This window comes from Sulfidibacter corallicola, assembly GCF_017498545.1.
Taxonomy (GTDB): domain Bacteria; phylum Acidobacteriota; class Holophagae; order Acanthopleuribacterales; family Acanthopleuribacteraceae; genus Sulfidibacter; species Sulfidibacter corallicola.
In genome coordinates, this window is sequence record NZ_CP071793.1 from 9,397,580 (window position 1) to 9,421,423 (window position 23,844).

Consider the following 23,844-nt stretch of genomic DNA (forward strand, 5'->3'; position numbering starts at 1 on the left):
TCTCCTTGTTCGGTCTCGTCGATGCCAAATCCTTGGAAAGAATCGGGTCTAGTTGATATCCACGATCGAGCCCTTGAGTACGGCGGGCCCGGTCGATTCGAAATGGAACTCGGTCCCCTTGATGGTGACCTTTCCGCTGGCCTCCAGCGTGATCTTGGCCGCACCGCACTGGAGTTCGAGTTTGGTACCGGCAATGATTTTGCGGATCAGGCCGGCCTGCTCGGTATGGGTCAGGCCCACGCTCATGTTGGCGGCGCCGCCCACCGTCGTCTGCATGGCCGCACCGACGGTCACCACCTTGCCGATGGACACGGTTTCGGTGGAGGAACCACCGACTTGCTCGTTCTTGTTGTCGCCCACGTCGAGCGACATGTTGCCGCCGATGTCGACCTTCTCGTTGTTCCCGATGTTGGCCTCGCGCGAGGCTCCCACCCGCGTGTTCTGGTTGTTGCCGATCTCCACCTGGCGGTCGTTGCCGATCGCCACGGTTTCGTTGTTGCCCACATGGCGATCGCGGTTGTTGCCCACATCCAGCCGCTGGTCGTTGCCCACCGCGCCGGACTCGTCGTTCCCGACGCTGTGACGCTGGTCGTTGCCCACCTGGACGTCGCGATCGTTCCCCACTTCCGTCGCCTGGTTGTTGCCGACCCGGGTCCCCTGATCGTTGCCCACTTGGGTTCCCTGGTCGTGCCCCACGGCGATGCTCTGATCGTTGCCCACCTGGGTGCCCTGGTCGTGACCGACCTGGGTGGCTTGGTCGTGCCCCACGGTTCGGCTCTGGTCATTGACCACCAATACCGTCATGTCCTTCTGCGAACGGACGTCGAACATCTCCTTGCCGTCGGTGTCGTCGAAGATGATGTGGTGATCCTTGATGGTTTTGATCGCGTTCTGGTATTTCTGGGCCGGTCCCAACGGTGGCGCCTGGGCGTCGTTGTATACCCGGCCGACCAGGACCGGATGGTCGGGATTGCCCTCCAGGAACTCCACCAGCACTTCGTGTCCCACACGCGGGATGAACTGAATCCCGTAGCCCTGGCCGGAATAGTTGTTGGCAACCCGCACCCACATGGAGCTGCGGTCGTTTTTGGGGCCTTCGCGGTCCCAATGGAACTGGAGCTTGCAACGACCGAGATTGTCGAGATAGACCTCGGCCCCCGGCGGTCCGGTCACGACCGCCGTTTGCAGACCTTGAACCTTGGGGCGCGGCGTGGATCGCTCGGGCCGCAAGGCGCTGCCGAGCGGCACGGCACGAAAATCGACGCGAAATTCTCCCGGCTCGGCATGGATTGTGGTTTCGGTAAGCAGCCACTTGCGGTTGAGATCCTGGCTGTAATGCCCCTCGAGCTGGAACCAGGAGCCCACGTCGAAGGATCGGCAATTGCCCGATCCGGACAGCTCCATCAACTGGGCCGAGGACGCGTCGCCGCGGACGCCGGCCAGGGCTTCGCCACCGCCGTGATCCGCATGGAGCGTGCTGTGAAAGTACATCTCCGAACCGGCTACGGCCAAAGGCGATCTGATGGATTTGCTCGCCTGGATGTTGATTTGCGAGGTCTGGTAATTGTAGTCGCCGCACATGACCGCCGCGCTACCCGCCCGAATGGCGTACTCGACCGTTTGCAGGCCCTCGCGATCGCGCTCCTTGGTCCATTCGCCCTCGAGGTAGGGCACGGTCGCAACCGGCGAACAACCGGCGTGGGCGCCCGCGCTGTCGGCGATCACCGTTTGGGCGCCGTCGTGGTCGTAGTAGTAGTAAATCCCCTCGGCTTCCAACAGGCGGTTGACGAAATGGAAATTGGTTTCGCCGTATTGCACGCAGTACTCGCGCGATTTGGTGCCTCCCGATGCCCGCCAGGAAAAGGCCACGCCGGACTCGCCCAATACCTCGGACACGATGGCCTGCACCGACATGTGTTGGTAGACCTTGGAACGATGGGTCTTGGTCAGCAACCACATCCGCGGTCGCATGATCAGCTTGTAGTAATAGGCTCGCTCCTCGCGGCCGTGCACACTGCCGAAGCCACTTCGCACTTGGCGCACTTCGGCGATGACGCCGGAAAGGGAGCGCTGTTGGGCGTGGTTCTCGCCGCACTTGACCACCACTCTCCCCTGTTTGTGAATGAGTTCCAGGGGATCGACCGGGGTTTTGGTCTCGAGCAGGACCTCCAGCGTAAAGGGCTGCGACATTCGCTCGACGAGATCGACCTGATATACATAAAACCGGGGTCCTGGCCCCAGCCAACTGAGATCATTAATGTTATGTTGTTTTGAAGCCATTCGGACCACCTGTGCGTGGTCTCGCGTCACCAATGCACCAGCCGACTCGACCCATCGGGGCGAGCAACGACGGAGGTAGAATTTTCATAAAATAAAGGGCGAAACAGAGACCAGAAAAGATTGGGATAAAACGGTAGAGGCTCGAACCGAGATCACGTCCGATCGTGCTTTAAGCGCACGCTAATCGACGAAATCAAGTTTCAGCTATGAATTCAGGAAATATGCAGAACACAGAAAACCTGTACCAATTAAAAAACGAGAGGCACCATATATCATTGCCTCACCCTTGAAAAGAGTGAGAAAAATCAGAGCACCATCATAATAAGCGTTGTCGTTTCTTGTCAACGGTTGGGATGGTTGGGATTATTCCCCGAACGGCATTTCAAAATTTTTCGGGCCACCCAAGACGAGTCATCTAAAACGAAGAGACCGTTGGTGGGCACCGGCCATGTGGGCCTTGCCCGGACGGGGAAACATCGAGGGCGTTTCCACAGTCTGGCCTCATGGAATAATTCGAATTGAACCATTTTAAAACTATACACTTATAAAAGGGATCAACAGAGGTGTCCAAACCGATGGAAACCGGGTCGTCACCCACGAGGCAATCGTCGAGGGAACGAAGGATTCACGCATCGCGACATAGCGCCGACGCATTCCCTACCATGAATCGAAAAATTTGCGACAACTTTGAACTCAAGGAATTTTCCGCCTCCGAGAAACTTTGTTGTTGGAAGAGCGCAACGAGGACTAGACTTCGTCGTCCCAGGCGAGCGCGCTTATTTTCCAGCCGTTCTCGGTGTTGATGAACTGGATGGTCTTCATCCCCTCGGTTTCGAAGGGCGCGCCATCCATGGTTCCCGACTTACGGTAGCGGCAGAAGCGCTGGGCGATGTTGCCGAAGATTTCGGTGCGTTCGGAGAGTTCCTCTTCGACGAAATCGACGAGTCGGCCCTCCTCGAACATCCTGGCACGTGGTTCGATAAACTGCTGAAGGTTATAGATTTCCGGGTTGGGTCCGACGTTTTTGACGATCAACCCCTGCGGGATGAACAGATCGTGGATGACGTCCAAGTTCACCTTGCCGTCGGTATCCGTGGTGAAGACGGCGAAGAAGCGGCGGGTCAGATCGTCAATGGTCTCTTTGGGGTTCATCGAAGGCTCCGTGTCTGTCTTGGCTCGCACGAAAAGGGCGGTGTGGCGATTGTAGCCACAGGGACCCACCACCTGTCCACGGAAACCACGGTCCACGAAAAGTCCGGTCCACTAAAAACTGTCCACTAAATACACGAAAAAACACGAAAACGTCCTTCCCCGCTGGGTCGGCTCCGCGCCAACGGCTCGGCTCCACCGAGGGGTTTGATTTTTGTCCACGGATCACACGGATCTACACGAATCAGGAATCCATCACCACCGCGTTTGGCCATGGGGTTTTTGTGGTGTTCCGGCTTCCCGATCTCCTCTTCGCTCACAAGCGCCATTCCGGACCGGAGAGAAGGGCCTCCATATCGCGTCCTTTCGAGTCACGGGGACAGCCACACCTAAGTACTTGAAAATATTATCATTCACGGCAAGTACTACCAGGAGACCCTTGGGTTCGACATGCCCGTGCGGATGCATATTCGTGTCATCCGTGTGATTCGTGGGCAGTTCTTTCCCGGTTACCAAGAACGACTCGGAAAGCTCAGCGAACGGTTCTGGGAGTACCCTGTTCGTGTGTCTTCAGGAGTTAGGGGGGACAGTCACAGCTAAGCATTCTTGTCCACGGATCACACGGATCTACACGAATCAGGAATCCATCATCACCGCGTTTGGCCATGGGGTTTTTGTGGTTTTCCGGCTTCCCGATCTCCTCTTCGCTCACAAGCGCCATTCCGGACCGGAGAGACGGGCTTCCATATCGCGTCCTTTCGAGTCACGGGGACAGCCACACCTAAGTGCTTGAAAATTATATTATTCACGGCAAGTACTACCAGGAGACCCTTGGGTTCGACATGCTCGTGCGGATGCATCTTCGTGTCATCCGTGTGATTCGTGGGCAGTTCTTTCCCGGTAACCAAGAACGACCCGGAAAGCTCAGCGAACGGTTCCGGGAGCACCCTGTTCGTGTGTCTTCAGGAGTTAGGGGGGACCGTCACAGCTAAGCATTCTTGTCCACGGATCACACGGATCTACACGAATCAGGAATCCATCACCACCGCGTTTGGCCATGAGGTTTTTGTGGTTTTCCGGCTTCCCGATCTCCTCTTCGCCACAAGCGCCATTCCGGTCCAGAGAGACGGGCCTCCATATCGCGTCCTTTCGAGTCACGGGGACAGCCACACCTAAGTGCTTGAAAATTATATCATTCACTGTAAGTACTACCCGGAGACCCTTGGGTTCGACATACTCGTGCGGACGCATATTCGTGTCATCCGTGTGATTCGTGGGCAGTTCTTTCCCGGTAACCAAGAACGACCCGGAAGGCTTGGCGAACAATGCCGGGAGTATCCTTTTCGTGTTTTTTCGTGTCTTTAGTGGACAACCATAAAAAGCCCTTATCGCGGGACATCCCAGATTGGGTGCTCATTCGTGTCTTCCGTGTGATTCGTGGAAAAAAATCTGTCCACCAATCACACGGATTCACACGAATTGAAAAGGCGGCCATTCGCCTTCCCGCCTTCACCACCCCTGACGATCCCCGCCAGGTCATGCGTCACGCCCCGCTCCTTGGGGTTCGTGTCTTTTCGTGTTTTTCGTGGACAGTTGATGCGCTCATCTTCCGAATCCTGGACGGCAAGGCCGTGCTGGAGCTGTGGAACGCGGAACATCGCTGCGGCTCGTCGATGACCAATTACAGCTTCACCTGAAGGATCGGCACTCCTGGGCCATGCAACCCTTTGATAAACCGAGATTCCCGTGATCGAGCTGTGTTATGATGGACTCATTCACGCAAAATATCGTTCTTCTTTCCAAAAGACCCTTTGCAAGAGACACCTGTGTTTCCAGATAATTCCAGCCGACAACCGCAAACCATCCTCATCATCGAAGACGATGGGATCAGTCGCCAAATCCTCAAGGTCATTCTGGAAGAGGAAGGCTTCCGGTGCCTTTGTGCCGAGAATGGCCAGATCGGTTTGGACATGTGGCACGAAACGCAACCCGACGTGGTTCTTTTGGATCTGGAAATGCCTCAAATAGATGGGCTCGAGTGGCTCGAACGGGTGAAACTCAACGAGAGCCTCACCCACTCGGTCATCCTGATTACGGCTCACGAGAGTGAAGAAAAGCTGAGTGCCTGTTTCGCACTGGGCATCCAAACGCTGTTGCGCAAACCGGTCAATCGGCTGGAATTGATTGGTGTGGTCACGAGGGCTTTTCAATTTACGGAAATGGCTCGCAAGCTGGAACAACGCAATTTACTGTTGGAATCCACCTTTTCACAAATCAAGGGCGGCCTGATGCGTGTGGCCGGCGATACCGCCGTCGAACTGATCTCCAAGGACGGCATTCACATCCTGGACGCCAATCCCGAAAGCATCATCGGTCGCCCTTTGGCTCAGTTGCTGGGTAAATCGTTCAAACCCACGCAGAACGTCCTGACCATGGTTCGCAAGTCCGGCAAACCCATCTACAACCGCCGCCTGAAGTGGTCTTTGCGGTCGGGTCGCGTCATTCCGGTCCAACTCTCGGCCTTTCCCCTGTTGGGCCCGACCCCAGCCGGTGGCTGGCTGCTCCAGTTCGTCGACCTTCAACGCGAGGAGCGGGAGCAGTTACAGCGGTTTCACGGCATCTCGTTCGGCCGCCTCGTCGGTTCCTCGACCCAGATGAAAGCGGTCTATCGCCTGATCGACCGCATCGCGCCGACCATGTCCTCGGTCTTGATCCAAGGCGAGAGCGGCACCGGCAAGGAATTGGTGGCCCGCGAGATCCACGAGCGCAGCAACCGCGCCCAGGGCCCCTTCCACGCGGTCAATTGTGCCGCCATTTCGCCGAACCTGATGGAGAGCGAATTTTTCGGGCACGAGGCCAACGCCTTTACCGGGGCCGGCAAACGCAAACCCGGCAGGCTGGAGTTGGCCCACCGCGGGACCCTGTTCCTCGACGAGGTCGGCGAACTGCCCCTGGAACTGCAGGGCAAACTGCTGCGGGTGCTGGAAGAGCGCGCGTTCGAGCGGGTCGGCGGCACCAACACCATTCGCGTCGATTTGCGTCTGCTGGCGGCGACCAACCGCGACCTGCAGGAAATGGTGGTCGCGGGGACCTTCCGCGCGGACCTCTACTACCGGCTCCAAGTGGTGCCCATTCGGCTGCCACCGCTGCGCGAACGCAAGGAAGACCTGCCCCTGCTCGTTTCCTGGTTCATCGACGAACTGAACCGCAAGATGAATTGCCGGGTGAAACACGTCTCTCACGACGCCCTCAACCACATGCTCCACTACCACTGGCCAGGCAATGTCCGCGAACTGCTGAACACGCTCGAATGCTGTTTCGTCATGCGCCGGGGCGATGTCATCGGCCTGGAAGATCTGCCCGAATTCGCCGAACAGCCCGGCGCGACGACACCGGGAGAAGTGGCCATCGCCACACCGACCGAACCGGTCTTCGCCACGCCGACCAGCGAGCGGGAACTGATCCTCCAAACCCTGGCCAAGACCAACTACAAAAAGGGCGTGGCCGCGCGATTGCTGGGCATCCACCCCACGACCCTGTCGCGAAAACTGAAGAAATACGGGATCTGAAGCGGTTCGGGTCATCGATGCCCGCGATGTGGGATTTGTGGGAATCGATCCCGATGCAATCCCAGCGCAGGGCCATCACCAACCCTGCGTTTTTTAGCGATTCTTAGCACAAGCTTGCAGTCTCTTCGTATTTCGCTCGCTTTTTTGGCGTCACTTAGCAAAAGAGGGGTTATTTGGGGATCGCGACCGCGAAATAGTGAACACCCATTCGGGTTTTACCAAAGGATCGTCGCGACCACCGAAATCGGACTTTTTCCAAATCGAATGATCCGTGTAGCTTGAGAGAACAGATCCAATCTCCGCGTGGCGCGGTGAGGAGTTGGCGCGCATCTTGGTTTGTCATCTGCCGAACGCTCGAACTTCGGGAGCGCAGCATGAAGCCTTGGCATCTGTCCCTACCTCAAAAATATTTCCTCGTGTCCTTTGCAGCGATTTTTCTTGCCTGTTCGCTCCTGTTGCCCATTACCCAGAGCAAGAAGGACGAGGACTTCAGCATGCGCGAACTGGACCGGCTCCATCGCGAGATTCTGCCGTCCGGTGAACGGCTCGTCAGCAATATCGAGGTCTTGCGCAAAGATACGTTCGTCATTGCCGAATCACCCGCAATCCTGGCCTGGTCGGAAGCGAAAAAAGACCCGGATAGCCCCCCGAAGAAATCCACCGAAGATCTCGAAAAGTTGATCACCGGTGTCTTCCTGACCTTCGCCAAACACAATCCCCATTACCGGCAGATCAGCCTTTATCGGATCGATCAAAACGGCCAAGAGGCCGTGATCGTCGCGCGCCGCGCCGGAAAGCCCATCCGGGTCGAGCCCACCATGCCGAGATTGGAATCACACGAAAAAAGCTACGATCTGACACAGGCGCTCAGCAACCAACAGACGTATCTTTCGGAATTCGCCCTCCATCGGGAACGGGGCGAGATTAAAATGCCGCGAACCCCAACCCTACAAGCGACGCGACCCATCTTCAACGCGTCCGGTCACATGGTGGGCGCGCTGTCGATCAAGATGGAATTCGGTGCGCTCTTCGATGAAATTCGTTCGCACGTGCCCGAGGGTATGGAGTTCTATGTCACCAACGATGTCGGCGATTACCTGGTATCGGCCAATCCGACCGAGGAGTTCGGTTTCGACCTGGGCCAACGAAAACTGATCCAGGAGCGCTTTCCGGAGATGGCCTGGGTTTTTCAGTCGGGCAAGACCAAGGACGAACTCACCTTCACCCGGTCTCATGAGCGCAAAGAGACCGCGGTCTATTTCCATAAATTCCGCTTCGATCCCGATTCACGCGAGCGATTTTTGGGGGTCGCGATCGCCTCGGAACGCGATCGCGCCATCATCACCTGGGATCGATCCATGAACGAAGCACTGATCTGGGGCTTCATTCTGGCGTTGGTTCTGGGCATCTTGGCGTACGTCCTCCACCGTCGTGACTTCCATCCCTTCTACCAGCTCTGTGAGGCCATGGAAGACGCACCCAACGGGCAACTGGATTTGCGCGGTCTATGCGCCAGAAAGGACGAGTGGGGCCAATTATCGAAAGTGGTCCAGGGCATGGCGGACGACCACCGCGCGGCCTCCCAGTCCATTCGGAAAAACGGGGAGGACATTCGCGCCATCCTGGAGACCGCCCCCGACGGCATCATTTGGGTGGACGGGAACGGGGAAATCCTGATGTTCAACCGAGCGGCCGAAACCATGTTCGGGTACCCGTCCGGCGAGGTCCTGGGCAGAAATATCAGCATGGTGATCGGCGCGCCCTACGTACCCAAACAAATCTCGACGATGGGGGACCTCGATGCGGAAAACCACCGCAACCACGATCCCCGCCAGGAAACCGTCGGCAAACGGAGAAACGGGGACCCGTTCCCGATTCACCTCACCGTCGGGACCAGTCGCCTGGGAGAGGAAGAGAGCTTTACCTACATCGTTCGCGACATTTCGGAAACGAAGTCCCTGGAACGAAAGCTACTGCGCTCCTACGAAGAATTGGATCAGCAAAACCAACAAAACCGGGCCTTGAGCGAATTGTTCGAACTGACCCAGGGAAACCGAAGCCTGCCCGATCTGGCCGGCGAGATCCTGGCCTTCTTCGCCGACAAATTCGAAGCCCAAATCGGCGCACTCTACGGTCTCGATGCCGCCGATTATCCCTCGCTGATCAAGGTCTACGCGGGCGGCTTTCACGTCCATACCGAATCCCACGACTACGGCATGGGCCTGCTGGAACGGGTCATTCACGAAAAGAAACCCACCTTGGTGGATAACCTGCCGGCCAACTTCTTCCCGATCGGCACGGGGGTCGGGGAGGCGCCCCCCAACCAACTGCTGATCTTCCCGATCTTCGAACGCAAGAACCTGGTCGGCCTGCTCGAGTTGGGAACCCTCAACGCGTTCGAAGACCGGCACCTGTCCTTCCTGGAACGGGTTTCGACCCATCTCGGGATCTCGCTCAGCTCGGCCCAGAACCGCGAGCAGAAGAAGCAGTTGTTCAAGGAAACCCAGACCCAGGCCGCCCAACTGGCGCAACGGCAGGAAGAGCTGGAATCGGCCTATTCGGCGCTGGAGAAGCAGGCCGCCCAGATGCGGCAATCCGAGGAAGACCTGCTGGAAAAGAACCGATTGTTGAAGGCACGCAAGGCCGACATCGAACAAACCAACCGCGAATTGGAACGGGTCAACAATTTCAAGTCCGAGTTCCTCGCCAACATGTCCCACGAACTGCGCACGCCCTTGAACAGTTTGCTGATCCTCTCGGAGCTGTTACTGGAAAACCGCGTCGAGAATCTGACAAAGGACCAGTTGGAATCGCTGAGTGTCATTCGCAGCAGCGGCAAGGATTTGCTGCTGTTGATCAACGACATTCTGGACTTCGCCAAGATCGACGCCGGCAAGATGAAAATCGCCAAGAGTTCGCTGTTGCTGCGCGAGAGCATCAACGATCTGATTCAGACCCTCGTGCCGCAGGCCGAGAAGAAGGGCCTGCCGATTCACGTGACCTTCGGCGATCCGATCCCGAACACGCTGTATTCGGACGGTCAGCGCCTGAACCAAATCCTGAGAAACCTGCTCTCGAACGCCATCAAGTTCACGGAAAAAGGGAATATCCGGGTCCACACCACCTGCATTCAACCGGGCGAGGAGATGCTCGACGGCCAGATCGCACCGACCCATTTGGTGGAAATTTCGGTGACCGATACGGGCATCGGCATTCCCAAAACCCATCGGGAAAGCATCTTCGAAGCCTTCCGACAGCTTGACGCTTCGACCAGTCGCAACTTCGAGGGCACCGGCCTGGGGCTCGCCATCTCGCGAAAGTTGGCCAAACTGTTGGGCGGCGAAATTCTCCTGGACAGCGAGGAGGGCAAGGGCAGCCGGTTTTCGGTATACCTGCCCTGCCTCCACAGCCCCCAATCGTCGACCGCCGAACCACCGGCCTTTCGTCCCGAATCGCCCCTTCGGGTGGGCGACGGCCTGGCCAGGATCGCGAGTGGTTCCTTCGGCCCGGACGGCACCTCGGTCAACCTGAACGGCGCGAGCCTGAAGGATTCGATGGAACACCGCGAGGGGCCGGGATTTCATCCCTCGGCGGCGATTCCTCATCCGCCAGGTTCGCCGGCACCGGAACCGGCTTCGGGCCCGGAAAAGGAATCGGACCAAGCGACCCCCTTCGGGAACGGGATCGACAACGTCACGGCCCTGCTCGTGGACGACGATCTCCGCAACACGTTCTCCCTTTCCAAGGTCCTGAAGGACAAAGGGCTCCAGGTCCTCATCGCCGACAACGGCAAACTCGCCCTGGAAAAGCTCAAGGAGCGCCGCGACATCGACATCGTGTTGATGGACATCCGCATGCCGGTGATGGACGGATTCGAAACGATGGCGCATATCCGTGCCGACGAAGAGACCAAGCGGCTGCCGGTCATCGCGCTGACCGCACAGGCCCTGAAGGGCGACCGCGAAAAATGCCTGGAGAAAGGTGCGGACGACTACCTGTCCAAACCCCTCGACGTGGATCTCCTGCTCGAGCGCATCCGCGCCCTCATGAACCGCAAATCACCCGGTTCCTCCACCCCGATCGAACAACCATCGCTGGAAAGCGCTTAATTGGAGTCAACACATGGAGCAGTACTACAAACCCAAGGTTCTGATCGTCGATGACATTCCCACCAATCTCTTTCTGATGAGCAAGATCCTGCAACCCCTGGACGCCCACGTCTTCATGGCGGCATCCGGCGAGGAGGCCCTGTCGCTCACATTGCGCCATCAATTCTCGGTGATCCTGCTCGACGTGCAAATGCCGAACATGGATGGATTCGAGACGGCCTCGCTGATTCGTTCCTACTTCGAAACCAAGTGCGTACCGATCATTTTCGTCACGGCGATCCATAAGAACGACACCTACATTCTGCGCGGTTACGAGGTGGGCGCGGTGGACTACTTGTTCAAACCCGTGGACCGCGACATCCTGGTTTCCAAGGTCAAGGTGTTCCTGGAACTGGACCGCCAACGCCACGCCCTGGAAGAGGCGATGAACAGCATCAAGACCCTGGGCCACCAAAAGGAGATGCTGCTCGAGTGTGCCGGCGAAGGCATCGTGGGCCTGGACAGCCAGGGCCGGATCACCTTCATGAATCCGGCGGCGCTCAGCATGCTGGGTTTTCAGACCCAGGAAATCCGCGATCTGGAACTCGGCGACCTGTTCGTCGAGGACGACCCCGGCGTGCGTTCCTTCCCGGACGGTTGGGAATCGATACGCGCCCACGAGAACCAGTTGCGCAGCAAGGGGAACCGGACCTTTCCGGTGGTGTTCTCGAGTTCGGTCATTCGCGAACGGGGCCTGGTGACCGGCGGGGTGATGGTCTTCCTGGACATCAGCGAACGAAAGAAAGCGGAGCAAAAGCTGTTGGAACTGGCCAACTACGATCACCTGACCAAACTGCCCAACCGCACGACCTTTCGCCAGCAATTGGAAAAGATGATCAGTCGCAACAAGCGGTACGACCGCAAGGTGTCCGTCATCTTCCTGGACCTGGACAACTTCAAGGGCATCAACGACAGCATGGGCCACGACGCCGGCGATGCGCTGCTCAAAGGCCTCGCGAAATTGCTGATCGAGTCGGTGCGCGACTACGACGTGGTCGCCCGCCTGGCCGGCGACGAGTTCGGCATTCTCCTGGAAGGTTTCGAGTCGGCCAGAGACGTCATCATGGTGGGCCAAAAAATCCTGGAACGGATCCAGGCACCCTTCACGATCCAGGGCCGCCAGGTGTTCGTCACCTGCAGCTTGGGCATCGCCACCTTTCCCGAGTCGGGCACCGACCCGGAGGCTCTCATCAAGGCCGCCGACATCGCGATGTACGAAGCCAAACGCGAAGGCAAGGACACCCTCAAGTTCTTCGATCAGAGCATGCAGATCCAGGCCCGCCAGCGCATGGAACTCGAAGGGGAACTACGCCACGCCCTGAATCGCAACGAGCTCAGCCTGCATTTCCAACCCCAGGTGGATCCCGGCAGCCATCAGATCAAGGGTATGGAAGCCCTGTTGCGCTGGAACCACCCGACCATGGGTTCGGTGAGCCCGGCCAAATTCATCCCGCTCGCCGAAGAAACCGGGCTGATTCTCCCGATCGGCGAATGGGTCATGCAGCAGGCCTGTATCCAAGCGGCCTCCTGGCACCGCCACTTCGGCCCCAAGAGTCCGCGCATGGCGGTCAACGTCTCCCCGCGCCAGTTGAAGAAAGGGGCGTTCCTGGACGTGGTTCAGAAGGTCCTGGCCGAGACCTCCCTGCCGCCCGGGCTCCTGGAGATCGAATTGACCGAATCGACCATCATGGAGGACTCCTGCAATACCATCACCTTGCTGGAAGAATTCCATCGCCTGGGGTTGATGATCGCCGTGGACGACTTCGGCACCGGCTATTCGTCCTTGAGCTACCTGACCCGCCTGCCGGTGGATGTCCTCAAGATCGACCGGTCCTTCGTCAGCGGCATTGGCACGGATCTGAACTCCGAGGTCATCATCCGCGGCATTCTCTCGCTGGCGGAATCGATGGAGCTGAACGTGGTGGCCGAGGGTGTGGAAGATCGGGAGCATTTGGAGTTCTTCCAAAACCATCCGTGCCAATTGTTTCAGGGTTATTACTTTCACAAGCCCATGACCGGCGACCAGGCCACGGCGCTGCTGAAGGATCAACTGACGCGGCGCATGGTGAGCAACACCTGAGTCCACGAACGGGGCGACTGGGTTTGTCCACTAAAAACACGAAAAAACACGAAAACGCGCTTCCCCGCCGGGTCGGCTCCGCGCCAACGGCTCGACTCCACCGAGGGGTTCGATTTTTGTCCACGGATCACACGGATCTACACGAATCAGGAATCCATCACCACCGCGTTCGGCCATGGGGTTTTTTTGGTTTTCCGGCTTCCCGATCTCCTCTTCGCTCACAAGCGCCATTCCGGAAGGGAGAGAAGGGCTTCTATATCGCGTCCTTTCAAGTCACGGGGACAGTCACACCTAAGTGCTTGAAAATATTATTATTCATTTCAAGTACTACCAGGAGACCCTTGGGTTCGACATGCTCGTGCGGACGCATATTCGTGCCTGTCGGGTGATTCGTGGACGGTTCTTTCCCGGTTACCAAGAACGACCCGGAAGGCATAGCGAACGATGCCGGGTGTACCCTGTTCGTGTGTCTTCAGGAGTTACGGGGACAGTCACATCTAAGCATTCTTGTCCACGAATCACACGGATCTACACGAATCAGGAATTCATCACCACCGCGTTTCGCGGTAGGGTTTTTTTGGTTCTTCGGCTTCCCGATCTCTTCGCTGCTCGGGAGCGCCATCCCGGCCCGGAGAGGCGGGCTTCCATATCGCATCTTTTCGAGTCACGGGGACAGTCACATCTAAAGGAAGGAGTTGCGGAGGCAGTTACACCTAAGCACTTAAAAATATTATATTTAATATCAAATACCACCAAGAGCCCCTGGGTTCGACATGCTCGTGCGGACGCCTATTCGTGTCATCCGAGTAATTCGTGGGCAGTTCTTTCCCGGTAACCAAGAGCGACCCGGAAGGCTTGGCGAACGATGCCGGGAGTATCCTTTTCGTGTTTTTTCGTGTTTTTTCGTGTTTTTCGTGGACATCTCTTGCCGAGAAGGAGGTGCGGAGGCAGTTACACCTAAGCACTTAGAAATATTATGTTTAATATCAAATACTACCAAGAGACTCTGGGTTCGACATGCTCGAGCGGACGCCTATTCGTGTCATCCGAGTGATTCGTGGGCAGTTCTTTCCCGGTAACCAAGAACGACCCGGAAGGCTTGGCGAACGATGCCGGGAGTATCCTTTTCGTGTTTTTTCGTGTTTTTCGTGGACATCTCTTGCCGAGAGACCCATCCGCTTCCCCGTATTTCGTGGACTGATTTCGTGGTGCATGAGCGGCTTGTGATATATAATTGGCCATTCCTTTCAACACATGGAGCCAAGTCATGAGTCGATTTGAGCTGGTGCGGGACCCGTCCGGCGACCCGCATCTCGAAGACCTTTATGACGATATGGTGAAAACGGGATTCGGTAAGGAATTCCCCATCAACTGGTTCACATCTCAGGCACTGAGGCCTGATATTTTAGAGGCCACCTGGTTCCTGACCAAACGCATTTTGGTAGAGGGACTGCTGCCGGCCAGCCTCAAGCAAATGATCGCCACCACCATTTCGGTACACAATCATTGTAGATACTGTACCGTGACCCATACCGGCGCGTTGGAAGCCTTGGGAATATCCAAGGAAGTCATCGAAAGTTGTATATTGGACAAGGACCTATCCGGTGTGCCGATACAGTATCGCGACATACTGAAATTTGCCGTCAAAGCCGCCAAAGACCCCAATTCAATCCAAGATGAAGACTATCGGAAACTGAAAGAAAACGGTCTGAACCACAAGGAAATCTTGGAACTCGTCATGATGTCCGCATTTATCAACTTCATCAACACTTGGGCAGATGCCAGCGGTATCGAAATCGATTGACGCACACCTGGCCGAATCCGGTGCTCTTGCCACGACCCGACATCGGCCAACGGAATGAGCAAGGATGGGTTTTTCGGCAAAATAACCCTTCGCCGATAGTGAGCCGATACATGAGACACCCTGGAATTCGGTGACACATCACGCCAGGCGAATCGTTGACACCATCGTCGTTGCTGGGTGGAGATTGACTCGAGGCCATGTTTGAACAAAACCCCTTCAATCAAGACGTCCAAATCGATGGGTTGACCTTCGGCCTCGTCTACGACGCCGTCCTGGAGTTTTCCAACCAAGAATCGCTGCCGGATTTCTGGAAGGCGGTGTGCCGCTGTTCGCGCTGGATCGTGCCGTCCTCCAAGATGTGCGTCCTGTCGTTCGCCGGTAACTCCTACGCGACGATCGGGTACCTGGAATCCGGAGAATACCGCGAAGCCGACGCCTCCTCCTTCCAACGGATCACCGGCCCTTTCTCCTACATCCTGGAGTCGAAGACATCCAAGTGGTTCCCCACCCCAACCGAAGAAGTCGGTCGCGACCCGCTGAGCCACTGGTTCTGCGAAGGTTCCCCACCATCGGTGCTATACGTCCCGTACGGCGACAAGGGCCAGACCACCGGCGGCCTGCTCTTCGCCACGCGGATCTTCACCCGCGAAGAACAGAACCAGATCCTCCCCATGGCGACCGTGTACGGGCTGCATGTGCAGATCATGAACCGCATGTTGACCGCCGTCGAGGAGCGCAAAAAGGCCGAGGATCTTTCCGCCCAACTGGCATCGCTGGTCCGCTCCTCCCACGAGGCGATTTTCGGCGTCACGCTCGACGGCATGCTGAATTATTGGAACGCCAGTGCGGAGAAGTTGTTCGAAGCCGCCCAGGACGAGGTGCTCGGCAGCAACTTCCTCAAGCTCTTCCCCCGGGAACGCCGTCCGGAGTTATCGGCGATGTTGGCCCATCTCAGCGATGCGCGCGGCAACCCGATCGAAACCGTGATCGAACAAAAGTGCGGCAAGCGGGTGACGATCCAAGTCACCCTCTCCCCCATACGCGATGCGGGTGGCCATATCGCGGGCGCCTCCGGTATCTGCACCGATCTCTCCCTTCAAAAGGACATGGAAGCCCAGATCCGAGCGAGCGAAAACCGCTTCCGGTTGACCTTCTCCCACGCCCCCGTGGGTATTTTCTTCTGCAATCCCAAGGGTCGACTCCTGTGGTCCAACAAGGCCATGACCACGATCTCGGGCTACTCCGAAGCGGAACTGATCAACATGAAATTCATCGACCTGACCCACCCCGAAGACAACCGCCAAGGCGCCGAACACTACCGCATGGCCCTGAACGGCGCCTTGGACTCCTACAGCCTCAAGGAACGCTACCGACGCAAGGACGGTCGCACCGTCTGGGTCAATTTTCGGGCGACTTACGTGAAAGACAGTTCCGGGGTCCCGCAACACATCATCGCCGTCGTGGAAGACATCGACGATCGGGTGAAATCGGAAGAGCAGATTCGCTACTGGGAACGGATCTTCAAGCACTCGGGCTGGGGCGTCATCCTCTGTAAGGGCGATTCACCGTATGTGGCGTCCTGCAATCCCGCCTACGCCAAAATGCTCGGATACACGATGGAGGAACTGCACGGCAAGCATTTGATGGACATCTATTCACCCCATGCGAGAAGCATTTTGCGAGACAAACTCAAGCAAATCCGCCACGAAGACCAGATTGTGTTCGAGGCCGAGTACATCCGCAAAAACCACTCCGTGTTTCCGGTTCTGATCGACGTTTCCGCCATCCGAGACGAGGCCGGCAAGCTCCTGTACCGCGTGGCCAACGTGCAGGACATTTCCGCCCGGAGGGAAGAAGACCAAAAACTCAAAAAGGCCCGCGAAACCGCGGAAAAGGCGAATCGCGCCAAATCGGTGTTCCTCGCCAACATGAGCCACGAAATTCGCACGCCCCTCAACGCGATAATCGGTTTCAGCCAAATCCTGTTGAAACACGCCGAAAAGTACCATCTCCCCCAAACGTCGATCCAGCATCTGGAACAAATCAAGCTGAGTGGCGAACACCTCACCGAGCTCATCAACAACATTCTGGATCTTTCGAAAATCGAAGCCGGCAAGATGGCGCTCCACCATCAGGACCTCAACCTCCGCCAGTTGGTTCGAAACATCTACAACATCCACAAACCCGCGGCGGACGAGAAGGGTTTGGATTTCGCGTACGACTACGCCGAAAACCTTCCGGAAGTCATTCATGCCGACCGCACCAAGCTCAATCAGATCCTCATGAACCTCACGGCCAACGCCATTAAATTCACCGATAGCGGGACCGTCCGCCTGTCGGTGGCACGCAGGGAACACCGACTCCTGATTCAAATCGCGGATCAAGGGATCGGCATCGCCAAGGAACGCCACCTGGCCATCTTCGGGGCCTTCGAGCAGGCCGACAACGCCCCCACCCGCAAATTCGAGGGAACCGGTTTGGGATTGGCGATCACCCAAAAGATCGTGGCGTTGTTGGAGGGCCGGATCTGGGTCGAGAGCGAATTGGGCGAAGGCGCCACCTTTTTCGTGCTCCTGCCGTTGGTCCCGCCCGCCAACCGCGGCGCCGCGACGCAGACCCCCCCGGTCGAAGCCCATTTTGCGGTCAACAACGCGGTGCTCCTGGTGGAAGACAACCTCATCAACCAACAGGTGACGCGCTCCCTCTTGGAGGAATTGGGGTTGCGAATCCAGGTAGCCAACAACGGCCGCGAGGCCCTGGAGCGGGTGGCGCGAAGCAGGCCGGATTTCATTTTGATGGACCTGCACATGCCGGTGATGGACGGAATCGAGGCGACGCGCCGTCTCCGCGACAATCCGGAATATGCGGACATTCCGATCGTGGCCCTTTCGGCCGACGCGTTCACGGAACAAAAGGAAGGTACCGTCAAGAAGGGGTTCGACCACTACCTCACCAAACCGATCGACATGGGCCAGCTCCTGCCGATACTCGCCAAGTACCTGAAGCTCGCGCCGTAGTCGCGCCGTAGTCGCGCCGTTAGCGAGAGGAACCGTCCGTCTCGAGAGCTCCGGATTCCAAGAGTTGGGCACACCGGCCAGGACCCACTCCTCGCCGACACGCGTTCCGATACCCACGAGGGCTCGGGTCATGCGGCGGTCCACGGGTACGGCCGGCGTCTCGCGGGCCGTTCATTTCCCGGAACGGGTTCGTTCGCGGCGATCCCTTCCCCTTCCGAACCAATCATCGCTCCTTCGCGCTTTCGGTTTGGCACCCTCGCACGGGTCATCTACAATGGATGTCTTCCTTGCCACCATCATCATGTTTCGCGACGCGCTCGCATCTCGGACAAGGACACACCGCACCCATGAGTAAACCCAAACACCAAGCCGCCATCGCTGAATTTTTGGGAACCTTCATTCTCGTCTTCGCCGGAACCGGCGCCATCGTGGTTCACGACATCTACGGCGGCATCACCCACCTGGGCATTGCCATCACCTTCGGGCTCGTGGTCTCTTCGGTGATCTTCGCCTACGGCGATATCTCCGGGGCCCACATCAACCCCGCCGTCACCATCGGGTTCTGGCTCGCCCGACGTTTTCCCGCCGCCGGCCTGCTCCCCTATCTCTCCGCCCAGTTCGGCGGCGCCATCTGTGCCAGCCTCACCCTTCACGCATTATTCCCCGACCATCCGCACCTGGGCGCCACCCTTCCCAGCGGCACGCTCACCCAAAGCCTGATCCTCGAGATCGTCATGTCCTGGTGGCTGATGGCCGTCATTCTCAGTGTGGCCCAGGGCGCCAAGGAACGCGGTCTCGTCGCCGGCTTGATCATCGGGGCGGTGGTCGCGCTCGAAGCGACTTTCGGCGGGCCGGTTTCGGGCGCCTCGATGAACCCCGCGCGCTCGCTGGGACCGGCGCTCGTTTCCGGAAACCTCTCCCATCTCTGGATCTACCTGGTCGCCCCCGTCATCGGCTGCGGTCTGGCCACCGCGTCGCACACGCTGGTCCACGGCCAGGACCGGTTCGACCTACCCGGAAAGGCCGCCACCGAAGATGCGGCAACCGCGCCCGCGGACAGTGAAAGCCACCATCGCGAGCAGCCGGTGGCCGCAGCCACCGGCAACGACAACGAACCGTTCCCTTGAAAAAAAGCGGCCGCCTCGGGAAGGCGGCCGCAATGCCATTGTCGCAGAGGATCTGTCTCGAGAAGGGAAAGGATGCCGCTCAGCCCGCGTCGGCGACCGGGCTCAGTTTGCGACCGGACCTGCGCGAGGCCGTCTTGGGCAGCGCGGAACCCGCGGCCTCCTCGTGGGGCAGGATGCCGTGCTTGCGCAGGCAGTGAAGCAATTTGACCTTGGCGCGGAAGATCTGACTCTTGAGGGCGGCCGTGTTGAGGTGGAACTGCTCTGCCACGTCCTTTTGCGGGACGCCGGCCAGGTATTGCAACTCGATGTACTCCCGTTGGTGATCGGGAAGCTGTTTCATGCAGTCGTGCAATTGCTCCAGCGATTGGTGGGTGACCAGGTTTTCCTCGGGGGTGGCGCAGCCGTCTTCCAACTCCTCCGCGAAATCGTCCACGCAGACGCTTTTCATCGAAGGGCTCTTGTAGCGCTCCCGCACCTTGAAATGGGCGATGCCGATGACCCAGGCGATCAGCTTTTCGGGCTCCTTGAGGGTCGGCAGGCGGCGCGCGATGGTCATGCACACGTTGGAGAAAAGTTCTTCCGCATCGTCACGGTTGTTGGCCCGCGAGCACAGGTAGGCCCACAGGCGGTTCTTGTAGTACTCGTGAATGGGTTCAAAGGCGTCGCGATCACCGGCGTTGTAGCGATGGATGGACGCAATGACCGTTTCCATGGTTGTTACCTCTTTTGGTTGGAGTGACGCGGGTCCCGGTTGCGTTGGTCGAGCAGGTCGGCGATATCGCCGTAGCCGTAACGCGCCGCCAACTGGGCCGCGGTCTGTTCCTCGGCATCGCGCAGGGATGCGTCGGCACCGTGTTCGAGCAGCATATTCAAGGCATCTACATGGCCGTGTTCGGCGGCCAACATGAGGGGCGTTTTGCGGTGATCGGCCAGCGAGTCGATCTGCGCGCCGTGTCGAACCAGCAATTGAATCACTTCATCCTGGCCGTTCGAGGCCGCCAGGTGAAGCAAGGTTCGATTGTTCGGATCGCGCTCGTTCACGTCGCCACCCTCACTGAGATAGGTCTGCAAAGGGGCCACCTGGCCCAGACGCGCCCAGTCGTGGGCGATCCCACGCCGATCTCCGGCATCGTGTCCCCGGAAGACCGGATCCGCCTCGGGCGGGGTCAGGCTGGCATCGGTGCCGCGCGGTTGCAACACCAGCCACGAAAGCAACATGCCCAGCAATACCGCCGCGGCCGCCAACGAGAGGCGCGGGATCGGCGACGCGAAACGACGCGGCCGTTGGGGCATGGGTACGACTTCTCCCTGCCCCACGAGGCGGGGCACCTGGAAATCGGCGGGCAACTTGAAAACGGGTACCGGCGGAAGAATACGCGTCGCGTTCCACAGCAGCGTCTCCAATCGTTCGAAATCGGTCAGGATCGCGGCGGCCTTGCCATCCAGGCGATCCCCGTAATCTTTTCGAACCTCGGCGGGGCTGGCGCTCTCCAACATGCGGTTCAAATCTCTCCGGGTCAGAGGGGTATCGGATCCGTTGAGTGTCATGATAAATCTCCCGTCAGCGTTTATCTGGTTAGTGGCGAAGGACGAATACTGGTTGCGGGCAAACGGCGAAAAAGATGGCGCACATCACTGTTTCCGCCAATCGCCGAACAGTTGGAATCCCGCCCAGTAGAGTGGGTGGGCCCAATGTCGACCTTGGCCGTAGTGGCGCATCATGGCCTGTTGGGCGTACTGCAGGGCGTGGTCCTTGGGATGTCCCTTCTGGAGATACCCGTAGAAGTGGCCCATGAACACCGCCGTCGCGCGATCTTCCACCCGCCACAGGGTCGCGAGAACCGAACGGGCCCCGGCCACCTGGAACGACCGCGTCAGACCCATCAACCCCTCACCGCCCATATCGTGACCCAGGGCGGTTTCACAGGCGGACAGCACCACCAGGTCGGCCTGGAGGGTCAGGCGCTCCTGAATCTCCCAGGTGAACAACTTGCCGTCGTCGCGATCGGTGGGCGTCATGATCAGGGCGGAAGCGGCCGGATCGTTGAGATCGTGCACGGCGTGACCGGCGAAATGCAGGATGTGGGTGTCGGGATCGAGGGACCGTACCTGGGCTTCGGTGGCCTGTTCGCCGTGGAACCAACGGGTGCGGTCCGGAAAGGTCCCGGCAATGGCCGCCAGTTCGGCGGTCGCCTGGGGCAATTCCGGCAGATTGAGGGCCGGCGTGTGCAACGCGGCGCCGAAAGCGGCGATATGCTGGGGTTCGCTTTCGATCGGCTGCGGCCCGCGGGCTTCGAGATCGAGGCTGTACAGGGTTCCCGAAAGGGCGAAATGGATGGGTTTGGTCCCGGCCAGAAAGGAGACCTGGCGCCAATCCTCGGCACCTTCCGGCGGCAATTGGGTCACCAGCGCGGAAAACGGCAGCAGGAACAGTGGGCCGTCGGGACAGATCAGAAGGCGGCGGGCCTCGCGAATGCGATCCTGAACCGGGGCCAGCACCAGATTGAAGAGCCGGTACCCGCGGCGGTAGAGATCTTCCAGGCGGCGCATGCGCCCCTCCGCCAACACCGTTCGATAGTCCTGAATCTGGCGTTCGAGGACTTCGGCGTTCGCCCCGTCGAGCGCATGGATGCTCAATCCGTTCTCGCGATCGAGGGCGAAAAGGAAGGTCCGGTCGTCCAACACGCAGTAGGAAAGCATCAGGGTTCCGGGATCCAGGCGGGCCTGCACCTCTTCCGCATCCAGCCAGGTTTGGAGTTGCGCCTGTTGGGGCGATCCGGTCATCAGGCGCCGCAAGATCGGCCCGCGGAAGCGCTCGTTGGCGGAGAAGGCCGCCGCGACGTCGCCCCGTGCCGCCCGCAGCTTCACCAGGTTCCGGTAACTGTCGGCGGCTCCCATGAAGAAACCGGCCTGAACGAACTGATTGCCACCGAGCGCATCCAACTGGCGCTCGTAAGCGGCGGCGGCCTCGTGCCAGGTGTCCTCGCAGGGACCGGGCCGGTTCAATTCGGCGAGGCAGCGGGCGCGCTCGGCCAGCAGCTCCGCCCGATCGAAACCGGAGGCGGACTCGGCGGGGAACTCGTCCAGCGCCTGATCCAGCAGGGGCAGCGCGGCTTCGGCATCGCCGCGACCGCGCAACACCTGGCTCTGGAGCCGCAGGTTGTAGGCCCACAGCCCGGAACCGCGCTTCAGGCCTTCGGCGGCCCGGTGCAGCGAATCGGCGGCCAGATCGTAATGCTTTCGCTGCAGGTTGAGAAATCCCAGGTTGGTGTCGATCAAAGCCCCGTCTTCGGGATTACTGGATTCGCTCGCCAGCTCACTGGCGCGTGCCAATTGATCCGCGGCTTTTTGAAAGTTCCCCTTGTCTGCATAGATCGTCCCAAGGCCATTGTACAGGTATGCACGTTCGACCGGTGCGACGGCACTATCACCGGCCAGCTTCAAAGCTTCGAGAAAAAAGGATTCGGCTGCCTGATAATCCTTGCGGTCGTTGGCAATGATCGCCAACTGAGCCAAGCGGCGAACCATCTTCTTGGGAGGCGTGGTTGCATCGAGTCGCATGATGGACAAAGATCGCTTTTGGTAGGTCTCGGCTTCCAAAAGGCGCCCCTGCAATCGTGCCAAAGAACCCAGGTTGTACAACACCGAGGCATGTTTGCGGGTTCCTGGCGCTAAACGGGCATAAGCCCGCTCACTTTCGCGGTAATGTTCCCCGGATTCAGCATAGTCGTGCCTTTTCTTGGCAGCGACGCCCAACTCGAGCGAAAGATCGGCGAACAACAGCGAATCCGGAGCGGAGGCCGCCAATAAATCGTGCGCCTGCCGCCAGACTTTCGAAGCCTTTTGCCAATCACCTTGAAGCCGTGCGATATGTCCCATGTGATGGTAATAGCGGGCCGTCCCCACCACTGTTGGCCAGTCTTTGCGCTCTTCGAATGCCCGCTTCACCGCTTCCTCGGCTGCACCGGCGTTTTTTTCCCTGATCCAGGTTCTGCCAATGAAATCGGACAGCCAGCTACGAACCTCACCGGGTTCCAAGTCTTCGCGGATGGTCTCCAAGGTGGCAATCGCTTGGAGGCGTTCGTTCTGGTCCAAAAGGATTTGCGCTACTTCCCAGCGCAGAGCCAAGGTCTGGCTTCGCTCTCCTCGCCGTTCGAGGTCTCCGATTCGATTTGTCCATCGTGGGAGTGCTTGTACAACGAATGCTTCCCCATCGAGCTCACGGTCTTCTCGCAGTTGGGCTACATGTTCATGGTCGAGTTGACCACGCACCTCGGTTTCCCAAGGGTGCGCGGGCAGCGCAAGCCACAACCACTCGTTGTCGCGAAAGAGATTGACGCGAATGGCACCCAGCGGCTTCTGCTGCCATTCCAGCCAGGTCCATTCCCAGGGGTCCGAGAACCGGCCGGTGGCCGCGTCCGCAGACGCGCCCGCCGGCCGTTCCCAGCGAATCAGGATATCGCCGACCCGCAAACCGGCACGCCGTCCCCCACCATTGGGAGCGACGGACGTGACGTTGAGTCCATCGGGTAGGTCGGGCGCCGGCTGGGCGTCCGAGCGGCTGGTGGTGCAATCGATCGCGATCAACGCGACGAGCACCAACCCGCACAGCGCCGACCCGCGGCGCCGTGGGTTCGAAGGGTTACATGGCATTCCGGTCATCCTCGGTG

At 58.7% G+C, this 23,844-nt stretch carries 12 protein-coding genes; 7 read left to right on the plus strand and 5 right to left on the minus strand.

Annotated features, from left to right (window positions below; genetic code table 11):
- Positions 1–48 precede the first annotated feature (48 nt).
- The gene (locus tag J3U87_RS28305) at positions 49–2,280 is read right to left on the minus strand and encodes a type VI secretion system Vgr family protein (RefSeq protein ID WP_237379150.1); all 2,232 of its coding nucleotides are present in this window, start codon (positions 2,278–2,280) and stop codon (positions 49–51) included.
- 747 nt (positions 2,281–3,027) lie between these two features.
- Positions 3,028–3,432: a nuclear transport factor 2 family protein gene (locus tag J3U87_RS28310; RefSeq protein WP_237379151.1), complete on the minus strand. Its 405-nt coding sequence runs from the start codon at positions 3,430–3,432 to the stop codon at positions 3,028–3,030.
- A gap of 1,352 nt (positions 3,433–4,784) precedes the next feature.
- On the opposite strand from J3U87_RS28310, the gene J3U87_RS28315 reads away from it, so the two are divergent.
- The 7 genes from J3U87_RS28315 to J3U87_RS28345 all read left to right on the plus strand — a co-directional run bounded on the left by J3U87_RS28315 (position 4,785) and on the right by J3U87_RS28345 (position 19,174).
- Positions 4,785–5,126 (plus strand): hypothetical protein, encoded by a 342-nt coding sequence (locus tag J3U87_RS28315; RefSeq protein ID WP_237379152.1) that lies wholly within the window; start codon positions 4,785–4,787, stop codon positions 5,124–5,126.
- A gap of 129 nt (positions 5,127–5,255) precedes the next feature.
- A complete protein-coding gene (locus tag J3U87_RS28320) occupies positions 5,256–6,998 on the plus strand; it encodes a sigma-54-dependent transcriptional regulator (protein ID WP_237379153.1) in 1,743 nt (580 codons plus the stop codon).
- A gap of 374 nt (positions 6,999–7,372) precedes the next feature.
- On the plus strand, positions 7,373–11,107 hold the full coding sequence (locus tag J3U87_RS28325; RefSeq protein ID WP_237379154.1) for an ATP-binding protein: 3,735 nt from the start codon (positions 7,373–7,375) through the stop codon (positions 11,105–11,107).
- A gap of 13 nt (positions 11,108–11,120) precedes the next feature.
- Positions 11,121–13,226 (plus strand): two-component system response regulator, encoded by a 2,106-nt coding sequence (locus J3U87_RS28330; RefSeq protein ID WP_237379155.1) that lies wholly within the window; start codon positions 11,121–11,123, stop codon positions 13,224–13,226.
- Positions 13,227–14,493: 1,267 nt separating this feature from the next.
- Positions 14,494–15,030, plus strand: coding sequence for a carboxymuconolactone decarboxylase family protein (locus J3U87_RS28335; protein ID WP_237379156.1), 537 nt, complete (start codon positions 14,494–14,496; stop codon positions 15,028–15,030).
- Positions 15,031–15,227: 197 nt separating this feature from the next.
- Positions 15,228–18,047 (plus strand): PAS domain S-box protein, encoded by a 2,820-nt coding sequence (locus J3U87_RS28340; RefSeq protein ID WP_237379157.1) that lies wholly within the window; start codon positions 15,228–15,230, stop codon positions 18,045–18,047.
- A 347-nt stretch (positions 18,048–18,394) separates the two neighbouring features.
- Entirely contained in the window at positions 18,395–19,174 is a 780-nt protein-coding gene (locus J3U87_RS28345; RefSeq protein ID WP_237379158.1) for an MIP/aquaporin family protein, read from the plus strand.
- 79 nt (positions 19,175–19,253) lie between these two features.
- On the opposite strand, the gene J3U87_RS28350 is transcribed toward J3U87_RS28345, so the two are convergent.
- The 3 genes from J3U87_RS28350 to J3U87_RS28360 form a co-directional block, all read right to left on the minus strand.
- The gene (locus J3U87_RS28350; protein WP_237379159.1) at positions 19,254–19,886 is read right to left on the minus strand and encodes an RNA polymerase sigma factor; all 633 of its coding nucleotides are present in this window, start codon (positions 19,884–19,886) and stop codon (positions 19,254–19,256) included.
- A 5-nt stretch (positions 19,887–19,891) separates the two neighbouring features.
- Complete coding sequence (locus J3U87_RS28355; protein ID WP_237379160.1) at positions 19,892–20,722, minus strand: ankyrin repeat domain-containing protein; 831 nt, start codon at positions 20,720–20,722, stop codon at positions 19,892–19,894.
- Positions 20,723–20,806: 84 nt separating this feature from the next.
- Positions 20,807–23,827: a CHAT domain-containing protein gene (locus tag J3U87_RS28360; protein WP_237379161.1), complete on the minus strand. Its 3,021-nt coding sequence runs from the start codon at positions 23,825–23,827 to the stop codon at positions 20,807–20,809.
- Positions 23,828–23,844: the final 17 nt, after the last annotated feature.